Here is an 11,198-nt window from a genome sequence, read left to right as displayed (position 1 = left end):
TGCGCATCGGGCTCGAAGCCTTCCAAGCCATCAAATTTGGCGCCACTCTGGGGCTCCGCGATGTGTGAATCGAACAGCCCTTGCGGGGGAGGGTTGGGGAGAGGGGTGCCGCTTGCTCAGAACGTCGTGAGTGCGCTCGGGCGCTCGCGCCACGAACATGAACGCCGCAATCAGCCCGCCTTCGCCGCCTTGTCCGCCGCCTGCGACGTTAGGCCACCCTTGGTCTCGATGAAGCTGATGATCCGGTCGAGGCCCTCGCTCTTCTTCATGTTGGTCATCACGAAGGGCCGCTGGCCGCGCATCCGTTTGGCGTCGGTGTCCATCTTTTCGAGGGAGGCCCCGACATGGGGGGCGAGGTCGATCTTGTTGATCACGAGCAGGTCGCTTCGCGTGATGCCGGGGCCGCCCTTGGACGGGATCTTGTCGCCGGCGGCGACGTCGATGACGTAGATGGTGAGATCGGCGAGCTCAGGCGAGAAGGTCGCGGCGAGATTGTCGCCGCCGGATTCGATCAGCACGAGATCGAGGTCCGGAAATTTGGCGCGCATGTCGGCGACCGCGGCCAGATTCATCGAGGCGTCCTCGCGGATCGCGGTGTGCGGGCAGCCGCCGGTCTCGACGCCGGCGATGCGATCCGCCGTCAGTGAGCCGGAGCGCACCAGATATTCGGCATCCCATTTGGTGTAGATGTCGTTGGTGATCGCCGCGATGTCGTAGCGCTCGCGCATCGCCTTGCAGAGCAGATCCATCAGCGCGGTCTTGCCGGAGCCGACGGGGCCGCCGACACCGACGCGCAACGGGCCGTGAGATTTGGACATGTCGATCGAACCCTCTACCGTCGTCCTGGCGAAAGCCAGGACCCATTACCACTGAATTTTGTTATTGCGACAAGCTGCGGCCCCAGCCCAACATGACCACGAACATCTGTGGTTATGGGTCCTGGCTTTCGCCAGGACGACGGTGGGAACCTCATGACCTGAACAACCTCGTGTACTGCGTCTCGTGGCGCAGGCTCGCCAGATCGGCGCGGAAGGTCGCGCTGCCGAGATCGTCCAGCGAGGCCCTCGCAGCGCGCCGTGCGGTCGCGGCGACCACCGGCTCGAGCGCGGCCAGTACGCGCTGGCTGTCGGTCTGCCCGAGCGGAACGAGCCGGGCACCGGCGGAAATCCAGTTCGACACCACCGCATGGAAGAAAGCATGCAACGCCGGCGCCAGCGGGAGGCTATGCGCGGCGCTGACGAGGCCGACGGCGACGGGGTAGACGATCGGGCCATCGCAGGCTGCGACGAGCGCATCGAGACCTGCCGCATCCCAGGCCGCGCGCGCGGTGGTGATGAAGGCCTGGCCCTGCGTGGTGGTTTCGAGCTGGCGCTCGCGCGAGGGCACGAAGGCGGCGGCGAGTTCGGCGATCTCCCTCAGCGCGGCCGCATCATTCGCTGACGCGGCCTGATGGGCCTGCGAAAGGAATACGCCGTCGCAAAAGCCGGAACCGTCGGCCAGCATCGCCGCCAGCCAGTCGCGCAGCGACGCAGCATCGGTGATGTCGCCGGCTTCGACAGCCCATTCGATGCCGCTGGAATAGGAGAACGCGCCGACCGGAAACGCCGGCGAGAGCCACGTCATCAACCGGTACAGCGCCGCCGCCTCGCCGTCCGCCATCCCGCCACCGAGCGCAGCGGGATCGGGCTCATTTGTGCTTATGAGCATGGGCGTGGTCGTGATGGTGATGATCACCGTGGTCGTGGTCGTGGCCGCAATGTTCGTCATGAACATGATCGTGACCACAGGCGTGATCATGGTGATGATCGTGGTCATGGTGATGACCGTGAGCATCGTGATGGTGATCATCGTGATGAGGATGGTCATGATCATGGTGATGATGGCCATGATCATGCGCATGGCCGTGAGCATGATCATGCCCGGCGTGATCATGTCCATGCGCGTCATGCGCCTGCTCGGCATAGGCGCCGCCTTCGGGGTCGAACGGCGCCTCGATCTCGACGACGCGGGCGCCGAGGCCCTTCACCATTGCCTCGATCACATGGTCTTTGCGGATGCGCAGGCCCTTCGGCATGATCTGGGTCGGCAGATGGCGGTTGCCGAGATGCCAGGCGACGCGGATCAGATGATGCGGATCGCTGCCCTTGATCTCGAGCAGCGGCTCCGCCGCGGCCACCACCTCGACCAGCCGGCCATCTTCCAGCACCAGCGCATCGCCGCCGCGCAGGGCTGTGGCGTTTTCCAGGTCGAGCAGGAATTCGAGCCCGCGGGTTCCGGTCATTGCCATCCGCCGCCGGTGCCGGTCGTCAAAATCGAGCACGACGGTGTCGGCTGCGGATTCCTTCCAGCGGTGCTGCCCGAGAACTTTTGTAGCGCGGATCATCAAAACCTCAGAGTTTCTGCACCGTGGCGTCGCTGATGATCTCGATCACCGTCGGCGCCGTCTTCATCTGCGCGGAATATTCCCGCCACACCTTCATGTGCGGCGCCTTGCCGTGGGCGTTGAGGTCCTCACGGGTCTCCCAGCGCTCGACCACGACGTAGAGATTGGGGTCGTTGACGCTGACATTGCCGTCGTAGGAGATGCAGCCCTTTTCCTTCAGCGTCTCGACGGTGCAGGCCTTGTGACCCCTAATGAAGTCGTCCTTGCTTTCCGGCTTCATCGGCGTGGTGGCGATGACGTAGATCATGATGGTTCTCCCATTGTTGTTCTTGCTTAGCGGCTCTCGACCTTTGCCGGCGTGATGTAGTCGATCTTCGGCGGCGCCGACATGCACTTCACCGCGACTCTGCCGAACGCCTTGACGTGCTCGGTGACCCGGTGCGGCCCCAGCGCTTCCATCGTCTCCCACTGCTCGACGAACACCATCTTGCTGTGGTCGGTCACGCTCTCGTGCAAATCATAGGCGATGTTGCCGGGCTCCTTGCGGGTTTCCCTGATGCAGGCGGTGGCGGCCGCGATGAATTCGGCGCGCGTTTCGGGCTTGATGGTCAGCGTGGCGACGACATAGATCACGAAAATCCTCCCGGCTCTTTTTTGACGGCTTCAGATGCCGGGAGAGGTTTTAGAACATAAAGTAACGCTGTGCCATGGGCAGGACCTCCGCCGGCGCGCAGGTCAGAAGCTCGCCGTCTGCGCGCACCTCATAGGTCTCGGGATCGACCTCGATCTTGGGGGTGGCGTCGTTGTGGATCATGCTCTTCTTGGAGATCTTTCCGCGGGTGTTCTGCACCGCGTAGAGCTTCTTGCTGATGCCGAGCTTGCTGGCCAATCTGCCGGTGACCGCGGCCTTGGAGGTGAACACCACCGATGAGGCCGTCAGCGACTTGCCGTAGGCGGCGAACATCGGCTGGTAATGCACGGGCTGCGGCGTCGGGATCGAGGCGTTCGGATCGCCCATCGGCGCCGCCACGATCGAGCCGCCCTTGATGATGCAATCCGGCTTGACGCCGAAGAAGGCCGGCGACCACAGCACGAGATCGGCCATCTTGCCTTTCTCGACCGAGCCGATCAGCTTCGAGACGCCATGCGCGATCGCGGGGTTGATGGTGTATTTGGCGATGTAGCGCTTGACGCGGAAATTGTCGTTGTCGTTGCCCTTGTCCTGCGGCAGCGCGCCGCGCTGCTTCTTCATCTTGTCGGCGGTCTGCCAGGTCCGGATGATGACCTCGCCGAGCCGGCCCATCGCCTGCGAGTCCGACGACATCATCGAGAGCGCGCCGAGATCGTGCAGGATGTCCTCGGCCGCAATCGTCTCCTTGCGGATCCGGCTTTCGGCAAACGCCAGATCTTCTGCGATCGAGGGATCGAGGTGGTGGCACACCATCAGCATGTCGAGATGCTCGTCGATGGTGTTGCGCGTGAACGGCCGCGTCGGGTTGGTCGAGGACGGCAGCACGTTCTTCAGCCCGGCGATCTTGATGATATCTGGCGCGTGGCCGCCGCCGGCACCTTCGGTGTGGAAGGCATGGATGGTGCGGCCCTTGAAGGCCTTCACGGTGTCCTCGACGAAGCCGGATTCATTCAGCGTGTCCGAATGCAGCATCACCTGGACGTCGTAATCGTCGGCCACCGACAGACAGGTGTCGATCGCCGACGGCGTGGTGCCCCAGTCCTCGTGCAGCTTCAGCGCGCAGGCGCCGCCCTTGATCATCTCCACCAGTGCGGCCGGCCGCGATGCATTGCCCTTGCCGGAGATGCCGAGATTGACCGGGAAGGCATCGAACGACTGGATCATCCGCCCCATGTGCCAGGGGCCGGGCGTGCAGGTGGTGGCAAAGGTGCCGTGCGACGGGCCGGTGCCGCCGCCGAGCATCGAGGTGACGCCGGACATCAGCGCATGCTCGATCTGCTGCGGGCAGATGAAATGGATGTGGCTGTCGAAACCGCCGGCGGTGAGGATTTTTCCTTCACCCGCGATCACGTCGGTGCCGGGGCCGACGATGATGGTGACGCCGGGCTGGATGTCGGGATTGCCGGCCTTGCCGATCGCCGCGATCATGCCCTCCTTGATCGCGACGTCGGCCTTGATGATCCCCCAGTGATCGACGATCAGCGCGTTGGTGATCACGGTATCCGCCGCGCCCTGCGCATTGGTCACCTGCGACTGCCCCATGCCGTCGCGGATCACCTTGCCGCCGCCGAACTTCACCTCCTCGCCATAGGTGGTGAGGTCCTTCTCGACCTCGATGATCAGGTCGGTGTCGGCGAGCCGCACCTTGTCGCCGGTGGTCGGACCGAACATGTCAGCATAGACGGAACGTTTGATTTTCACGGACATAGTCAGCCCCCTGTTTCAACCAGCGCGGTCTTTGCGCGCTCAACGGTTTCATCGAAGATGTGGTCGAGCCGCGGATTGATACCGCGACACCCCGCGACGACCTTTCCGGCCCAAGTCGTATAGTCGACGAGATCGTCGCGCTCGTCCTTGCTCGGATCGGGTAGAATGCGCGCGCCGATATTGCTGACCTTGTCGGCGATCTTGATCAGTTTTGCATCCGGCGATTTGTGCGGAGCATCCTCGATCTGCTTTTGCCGGCGCACCGGCTTCTCCAGGCTCATGTCATCGGTCACCTCGACCACGAGATCGGCAACCCGCGCACTGAATTTTTCCGCAAGCTCCTCGCGCGTCGTCCCGGTGTCCTCGATCGCATCATGCAGCCAGCCCGCCGCCACCAGTTCGGCATCAGCCCCATCAGTCACCCGCGCCAGCAGGTTCGCGACCTCCGCGAGATGATTGATGTAAGGTTCACTCCCCCGCCCCTTGCGCGCCATCCCGTTATGACGACGCGCGGCAAGCTCGGCGGCTTCGGAGATGAGACGGATGGCGGGGAGCACTACAGCTTGCCCTTCACCTCGGCGCGGAAGCCGTAGATCACGCGCTTGCCGGCGAGTGCGACGAGCTGCACGTCCCTCGTCTGCCCGGGCTCGAAGCGGACGGCGGTGCCGGCGGCGATGTCGAGGCGCATGCCGCGAGACTTCTTGCGGTCGAATTTCAGGGCGGGGTTGGTCTCGAAGAAATGATAGTGCGAGCCGACCTGGATCGGGCGGTCGCCGGTGTTGGCGACCGAGAGCGTGACCGTCTTGCGGCCGGCGTTGAGCTCGATCTCGCCGTCCTTGATGAAGAGTTCGCCGGGGATCATACGGAGCTCCTTAACGGATCGGTTCGTGCACGGTGACGAGCTTGGTGCCGTCGGGGAACGTGGCCTCGACCTGGATGTCGTGGATCATCTCGGGGATGCCGCTCATCACCTGATCGCGCGTGATGACCTTGGCGCCGGCCTGCATCAGGTCGGCGACGGTGCGGCCGTCGCGCGCGCCCTCGACGATGAAATCGGTGATCAGCGCGATCGCCTCGGGGTGGTTGAGCTTGACGCCGCGCTCGAGCCGGCGGCGCGCCACCATGGCGGCCATCGAGACCAGCAGCTTGTCCTTTTCGCGGGGAGACAAATTCATGCGAGCACTCTCTTGGGTCGTTTCGAAGGATCTAACTCAGCCACAGCCGCGGCAGCGGCACCGTGGAGGCGCGCGCCAGCACCGTCATCATGTCGGCGCGCAACCGGCCTGCATCTTGGGCACAGAAGCGCGCCATTGCAAATCCATTCCAAGCGGAGATGCCGACCTCGCCGCGGAAGGATTCTGACGCTTCGCGGATTCGCTCCACGACGGCCTCGTCGCCGGGCACGATCAGCGCGGTGCCGATAGCGGTGCCGCGATTGGCGATTGCAGGCCGAGCCAATTTCGCGCCAATCTCGCCATCGAGGCGGATGGTCTCGGCGAAAACCAGCTTGCCGCCGCGGCGCATCCGCCAGCGGTCGACGAATTCGCCATGCTGCACCGTCTCGCCCATCGCGGCGCGGCCGAACACCACGATCTCGCACAGCAGCAGCGTGGCATCCTCGGCGAGATCGATGTCGATGCGACGCTGGATGCGGGCGCGGTCGAACAGGATGGTCTCCTGCGGTAGCCATGCGAGATGCGCGCCGGCTTCCGCCTTCAGCGCGATGGTCAGTTGCGCGGCCGGTCCCGGCGCGCGATAGACCTTTTCGGCGGCCGCCGTGGTCAACGTCAGGCTGGAGCCCTCGCCTGCCTCGATGCCAATGTCGAAGCGATCGCCGCCGGCAACGCCGCCCGCAGTGTTGACGAACACGGCGGAGAGACCTTCGCCCTCCGGCGACGGAAAACGCACACGCAGCGAGCCTGACTCATGGAGGTCACCGCGACGGGTGGCGCCGTCCTTGACGCGGACGGCGAATCTCACCGCACCCTGGGCGCGATTGGCGGCAAAGGTCGCTGAAGCCGCGCGCGCGATCTCGGTCGGCATCCGCCCTTCCCCTCACGCGGGCCGGACGCACCGCGCTACGCTCTTTATCTGACGCGTTTTCTTCGCGCGAACCGGTACCCACTTCGCTCGAAAACGCTATGCTATATCACAGCGCCATCTGGCGGCTAATCTCGGCGGAATCGAGGTTACTGCGGTCGCAGGCATATTTCACCGCGCCCCGGTCCATCACGGCAAAACTGTCGCCGAGTTCGCAGGCAAAGTCGAGATATTGTTCGACCAGCACGATGGCGATGTTGCCGAGATTGCGCAGATAGGAGATCGCGCGGCCGATGTCCTTGATGATCGAGGGCTGGATGCCCTCGGTCGGCTCGTCCAGCAGCAACAGCTTCGGCCGCATCACCAGCGCGCGGCCGATCGCGAGCTGCTGCTGCTGGCCGCCGGAGAGGTCACCGCCGCGGCGGCCGAGCATGGTCTGCAGCACCGGAAACAGCGAGAACACGTCGTCGGGGATGTTGCGATCCTCGCGCTTCAGCGGGCCGAAGCCGGTCTTGAGATTCTCCTCCACCGTGAGCAGCGGAAAGATCTCGCGGCCCTGGGGTACGAAACCGATGCCGCACCGCGCCCGCTCATAGGGCCTCAGGCCGGTGATGTCCTTGCCGTCGAAATTGATCGCGCCGGAGGAGATCGGATACTGCCCGACCATGGCGCGGAGCAGCGAGGTCTTGCCGACGCCGTTGCGTCCGAGCACGCAGGTGACCTTGCCGGGCTCAGCCGCCAGCGACACGCCGCGCAGCGCTTGCGCCGCGCCGTAGAACAGGTTGATGTTGTCGACCTTCAGCATCTTTAGCGTCCCAGATACACTTCAACGACCCGCTCGTTCGACGACACCTGGTCGATGGTGCCCTCGGCCAGCACCGTGCCCTCGTGCAGGCAGGTCACCTTGACACCGAGCTCGCGCACGAAGGTCATGTCGTGCTCGACCACCATGATGGTGTGGTTCTTGTTGATCTGCTTCAGCAGCTCGGCAGTCAGATGCGTCTCGACGTCGGTCATGCCCGCGACGGGCTCGTCGACCAGCAGCACCTTCGGATCCTGCGCCAGCAGCATGCCGATCTCGAGCCACTGCTTCTGGCCGTGCGAGAGGCTGCCGGCGAGGCGGTTGCGAGCGTCGGTGAGGCGGATGGTCTCCAGCACCTTGTCGATCCGCTCGCTCTCGGCCTTGCTGCCACGCCAGAACAGCGTGCCCTTGACGCTGTGGTCGACATTGAGCGCGAGCAGGAGGTTGTCGTAGACGGTCTGGCTCTCGAACACCGTCGGCTTCTGGAATTTGCGACCGATGCCGAGCTCGGCGATGCGGGTCTCGTCGAGACGCGTGAGGTCGACCGTGCCGTCGAACAGCACGGTGCCTTCGTCCGGCTTGGTCTTGCCGGTGATGATGTCCATCATCGTGGTCTTGCCGGCGCCGTTCGGGCCGATGATGGCGCGCATCTCGCCGGGCTCCAGCGCCAGCGAGAGGTTGTTGATGGCGTGGAAGCCGTCGAACGAGACGTGCACGCCGTCGAGATAGAGCATGGCCGAGGTGGCGCGGGTATCCATCACAGGCATGGGTCTACTCCGCCATCTTCGGCGCGGCGACGCCGTCTTCGCGCGCAGCGCTCGCTTCATCGGCCGCAGCCGCCGCGCTGCGCCTGGTCTCGCGCCAGGAATTGTAGGTGCCGACGATGCCCTTCGGCAGCAGCAGCGTCACCAGGATGAACAGCGCGCCCAGCATGAACAGCCAGTAGGGCGCGAGCGGACCGGACGTAAAGAACGTCTTGGCGTAGTTGACCACCACGGCGCCGAGCGCCGCGCCGACCAGCGTGCCGCGGCCGCCGACCGCGACCCAGATCACGGCTTCGATCGAGTTGCCCGGCGCGAATTCGGATGGATTGATGATGCCGACCTGCGGCACATAGAGCGCACCGGCGACGCCGGCCATGCAGGCCGACAGCGTGAACACGAACAGCTTGTAGGATTCGACGCGGTAGCCGAGGAAGCGGGTGCGGCTCTCGGCATCGCGCACCGCGATCAGGACCTTGCCGAGCTTGGATGTGACGATCGCACGGCAGATGAAGAAGGCAATCAACAACGCAACGCAGCTCAGGAAGAACAGCGCCGCACGGGTGCCCTCGGCCTGCACGTTGAAACCCAGGATGTCCTTGAAGTCGGTCAGGCCGTTATTGCCGCCGAAGCCGAAATCGTTGCGGAAGAAGGCGAGCAGCAGCGCATAGGTCATCGCCTGCGTGATGATCGAAAGATAAACGCCGGTGACGCGGGAGCGGAAGGCGAGCCAGCCGAAGCAGAAGGCGAGCAGGCCGGGGACCAGGAACACCATCAGCGCGGCGAAGGCGAAGTGGTCAAAGCCGTACCAGTACCAGGGCAGCTTGTCCCAGTTCAGGAACACCATGAAGTCGGGCAGGATCGGATTGCCGTAGACGCCGCGGCTGCCGATCTGCCGCATCAGGTACATACCCATTGCGTAGCCGCCGAGCGCGAAGAAGGCGCCGTGGCCAAGCGAGAGGATGCCGCAATAGCCCCAGATCAGGTCGATCGACAGCGCGAGGATCGCGTAGCAGACATACTTGCCCCAGAGTGCGACCAGATAGGTCGGCACCTGGAACAGCGAGCCCTGCGGCAGCAAGAGGTTGGACAGCGGGATCAGCACGCCGAGCGCGGCCACCACCAGGATGAAGGTGGTTGCGGCACGATCCAGCGAGCGGGTCAGGATGTGCGGGGTCATGCTTCCACCGCCCGTCCCTTGAGCGCGAACAGGCCGCGCGGCCGCTTCTGGATGAACAGAATGATCAGCACCAGGATCGCGATCTTGCCGAGCACGGCGCCCGCCACCGGCTCCAGGAATTTGTTGGCGATGCCGAGCGTGAAGGCGCCGACCAGCGTGCCCCAGAGATTGCCGACACCGCCGAACACGACGACCATGAAGCTGTCGATGATGTAGCTCTGGCCGAGGTTCGGGCTGACATTGTCGATCTGGGACAGCGCCACGCCTGCGATGCCGGCGATGCCGGAGCCGAGGCCGAAGGTCAGCGCGTCGACGCGGGAGGTCGCGATGCCCATCGAGGCCGCCATGCGCCGGTTTTGCGTGACTGCGCGCATCTCCAGGCCGATCGCGCTGTAGCGCAGCATCGCCAGCAGGATCGCAAACACCGCCATGGTGAAGCAGAGGATCCACAGCCGGTTATAGGTGATGGTGATCTGGCCGAGCTCGAAGGCGCCGCTCATCCAGGAGGGGTTGCCGACCTCGCGGTTGGTCGGGCCGAACGCGGTGCGCACCGCCTGCTGCAGCACCAGCGACAGGCCCCAGGTCGCGAGCAGCGTCTCCAGCGGGCGGCCGTAGAGGAAGCGGATGATCGACCGTTCGATCAGGACGCCGATGCCGCCGGCCACGAGGAATGCGAGCGGCACGGCGATCAGCAGCGAATAATCGAACAGCGCGGGGTAGCGCGTGCGGATCACCTCCTGCACCACGAAGGTGGTGTAGGCGCCGAGCATCACCATCTCGCCATGCGCCATGTTGATGACGCCCATCACGCCGAAGGTGATGGCAAGGCCGATCGCAGCAAGCAGCAGCACCGAGCCGAGCGACAGGCCGTACCAGGCGTTCTGCACGCCGGACCAAATCGCGAGGTTGCCCTGGATCGAAGAGATCGCGCCGGCGGCGGCCTTCGCCACCAGCGGCGGCTGGTCCGAGCCAATGCTGGTCAGCAGCGCCATCGCCTCCTGGTCGCCGCGCGCCTTGATCACGGCGATGGCTTCCAGCTTGTCGTTGTCGGATGCGTCCGACTTGAACAGCAGGATGGCGGCGCGCGCCTCGGCGAACGCCTGCCTGGTGGCCTTGTTGGTTTCCTTGGCGAGCGCGGCCTCGACGTTGGGCAGCGCGCTTTCCTCATGGCTCTTGAACACGGACTGCGCCGCCGCCAGGCGCTTGGCCGGATCCGGCGACATCAGGGTCAGCCCGCCGAGCGCGGCCTCCACGGTGCGGCGCAGGCGGTTGTTGAGGCGGACGGTCGCGGCATTGTCCGGCAGCTTGTCGACAGCGGCACCGGTGGTGGCATCGACGATCTTGCTGTCGGCCTGCGTGATGAAGACCTTCTTGGTTTCGGGATCGGCCGACAGGCGGCCATCCTGCAGCGCGCTGATGATCGGGAAAGCGAGTTGGTTGCCGGAGGCCGCGATCTCGCCGATCGCCTCCTCGGTGTCGGAGAATTCGTCATTGGCGAACTTGGCGACCGAGTCCTCGAACGGGCCGGCCAGCGCAGGCAATGCGAAACAGGTAATCAGCAGGATCGACAGAAACGCCGCGCGAAGGCGGACGAAGCAATTGGCAAACACGAGAATACCCCGGCAGGAGTGTGA

Annotated in this window: 14 protein-coding genes; all 14 read right to left on the bottom strand. The window is 64.7% G+C overall.

Annotation, left to right across the window (positions count from 1 at the left end; all coding sequences use genetic code 11):
* Positions 1 to 170: 170 nt before the first annotated feature.
* The gene (ureG, locus tag JQ604_RS28825; RefSeq protein WP_212364065.1) at positions 171 to 818 is read right to left on the bottom strand and encodes an urease accessory protein UreG; all 648 of its coding nucleotides are present in this window, start codon (positions 816 to 818) and stop codon (positions 171 to 173) included.
* A gap of 151 nt (positions 819 to 969) precedes the next feature.
* Positions 970 to 1,707, bottom strand: coding sequence for an urease accessory protein UreF (locus JQ604_RS28820; protein ID WP_212364073.1), 738 nt, complete (start codon positions 1,705 to 1,707; stop codon positions 970 to 972).
* Positions 1,688 to 2,383, bottom strand: a complete 696-nt coding sequence (locus JQ604_RS28815) for an urease accessory protein UreE (RefSeq protein ID WP_212364064.1) — start codon at positions 2,381 to 2,383, stop codon at positions 1,688 to 1,690. The genes JQ604_RS28820 and JQ604_RS28815 overlap by 20 nt, the downstream gene beginning before the upstream one ends.
* Before the next feature lie 7 nt (positions 2,384 to 2,390).
* The gene (locus tag JQ604_RS28810; RefSeq protein WP_212364063.1) at positions 2,391 to 2,690 is read right to left on the bottom strand and encodes a putative quinol monooxygenase; all 300 of its coding nucleotides are present in this window, start codon (positions 2,688 to 2,690) and stop codon (positions 2,391 to 2,393) included.
* A 26-nt stretch (positions 2,691 to 2,716) separates the two neighbouring features.
* On the bottom strand, positions 2,717 to 3,016 hold the full coding sequence (locus JQ604_RS28805) for a putative quinol monooxygenase (protein ID WP_212364062.1): 300 nt from the start codon (positions 3,014 to 3,016) through the stop codon (positions 2,717 to 2,719).
* A gap of 49 nt (positions 3,017 to 3,065) precedes the next feature.
* Positions 3,066 to 4,781 carry an urease subunit alpha gene (gene ureC / locus JQ604_RS28800; RefSeq protein ID WP_212364061.1) on the bottom strand — a complete coding sequence of 572 codons (1,716 nt, stop codon included), beginning with the start codon at positions 4,779 to 4,781 and terminating at the stop codon, positions 3,066 to 3,068.
* A gap of 2 nt (positions 4,782 to 4,783) precedes the next feature.
* Complete coding sequence (locus JQ604_RS28795) at positions 4,784 to 5,338, bottom strand: HD domain-containing protein (RefSeq protein ID WP_212364060.1); 555 nt, start codon at positions 5,336 to 5,338, stop codon at positions 4,784 to 4,786.
* Positions 5,338 to 5,643, bottom strand: coding sequence for an urease subunit beta (locus JQ604_RS28790; protein WP_212364059.1), 306 nt, complete (start codon positions 5,641 to 5,643; stop codon positions 5,338 to 5,340). The genes JQ604_RS28795 and JQ604_RS28790 overlap by 1 nt, the downstream gene beginning before the upstream one ends.
* Positions 5,644 to 5,653: 10 nt before the next feature.
* Positions 5,654 to 5,956 carry an urease subunit gamma gene (locus tag JQ604_RS28785; RefSeq protein WP_212364058.1) on the bottom strand — a complete coding sequence of 101 codons (303 nt, stop codon included), beginning with the start codon at positions 5,954 to 5,956 and terminating at the stop codon, positions 5,654 to 5,656.
* Positions 5,957 to 5,987: 31 nt separating this feature from the next.
* Positions 5,988 to 6,824, bottom strand: coding sequence for an urease accessory protein UreD (locus JQ604_RS28780; RefSeq protein WP_212364057.1), 837 nt, complete (start codon positions 6,822 to 6,824; stop codon positions 5,988 to 5,990).
* A 106-nt stretch (positions 6,825 to 6,930) separates the two neighbouring features.
* Positions 6,931 to 7,626, bottom strand: coding sequence for an urea ABC transporter ATP-binding subunit UrtE (urtE, locus tag JQ604_RS28775; protein ID WP_212364056.1), 696 nt, complete (start codon positions 7,624 to 7,626; stop codon positions 6,931 to 6,933).
* Positions 7,627 to 7,628: 2 nt separating this feature from the next.
* Positions 7,629 to 8,390: an urea ABC transporter ATP-binding protein UrtD gene (urtD, locus tag JQ604_RS28770; RefSeq protein ID WP_212364055.1), complete on the bottom strand. Its 762-nt coding sequence runs from the start codon at positions 8,388 to 8,390 to the stop codon at positions 7,629 to 7,631.
* Positions 8,391 to 8,394: 4 nt separating this feature from the next.
* On the bottom strand, positions 8,395 to 9,564 hold the full coding sequence (gene urtC / locus JQ604_RS28765; protein WP_212364054.1) for an urea ABC transporter permease subunit UrtC: 1,170 nt from the start codon (positions 9,562 to 9,564) through the stop codon (positions 8,395 to 8,397).
* Positions 9,561 to 11,135, bottom strand: coding sequence for an urea ABC transporter permease subunit UrtB (gene urtB, locus JQ604_RS28760; RefSeq protein WP_433996293.1), 1,575 nt, complete (start codon positions 11,133 to 11,135; stop codon positions 9,561 to 9,563). Before urtB ends, urtC begins: the two co-directional genes overlap by 4 nt.
* Positions 11,136 to 11,198 lie beyond the last annotated feature (63 nt).

The organism is Bradyrhizobium jicamae, from assembly GCF_018130695.1.
Taxonomy (GTDB): domain Bacteria; phylum Pseudomonadota; class Alphaproteobacteria; order Rhizobiales; family Xanthobacteraceae; genus Bradyrhizobium; species Bradyrhizobium jicamae_B.
This window is presented reverse-complemented; position numbering and strand designations above follow the sequence as displayed.

Coding starts and splice junctions, on each gene's coding strand:
- ureG (WP_212364065.1), bottom strand. CDS start 818: ATGTCCAAATCTCACGGCCCGTTGCGCGTCGGTGTCGGCGGCCCCGTC.
- JQ604_RS28820 (WP_212364073.1), bottom strand. CDS start 1,707: ATGCTCATAAGCACAAATGAGCCCGATCCCGCTGCGCTCGGTGGCGGG.
- JQ604_RS28815 (WP_212364064.1), bottom strand. CDS start 2,383: ATGATCCGCGCTACAAAAGTTCTCGGGCAGCACCGCTGGAAGGAATCC.
- JQ604_RS28810 (WP_212364063.1), bottom strand. CDS start 2,690: ATGATCTACGTCATCGCCACCACGCCGATGAAGCCGGAAAGCAAGGAC.
- ureC (WP_212364061.1), bottom strand. CDS start 4,781: ATGTCCGTGAAAATCAAACGTTCCGTCTATGCTGACATGTTCGGTCCG.
- JQ604_RS28790 (WP_212364059.1), bottom strand. CDS start 5,643: ATGATCCCCGGCGAACTCTTCATCAAGGACGGCGAGATCGAGCTCAAC.
- JQ604_RS28785 (WP_212364058.1), bottom strand. CDS start 5,956: ATGAATTTGTCTCCCCGCGAAAAGGACAAGCTGCTGGTCTCGATGGCC.
- JQ604_RS28780 (WP_212364057.1), bottom strand. CDS start 6,824: ATGCCGACCGAGATCGCGCGCGCGGCTTCAGCGACCTTTGCCGCCAAT.
- urtE (WP_212364056.1), bottom strand. CDS start 7,626: ATGCTGAAGGTCGACAACATCAACCTGTTCTACGGCGCGGCGCAAGCG.
- urtD (WP_212364055.1), bottom strand. CDS start 8,390: ATGCCTGTGATGGATACCCGCGCCACCTCGGCCATGCTCTATCTCGAC.
- urtC (WP_212364054.1), bottom strand. CDS start 9,564: ATGACCCCGCACATCCTGACCCGCTCGCTGGATCGTGCCGCAACCACC.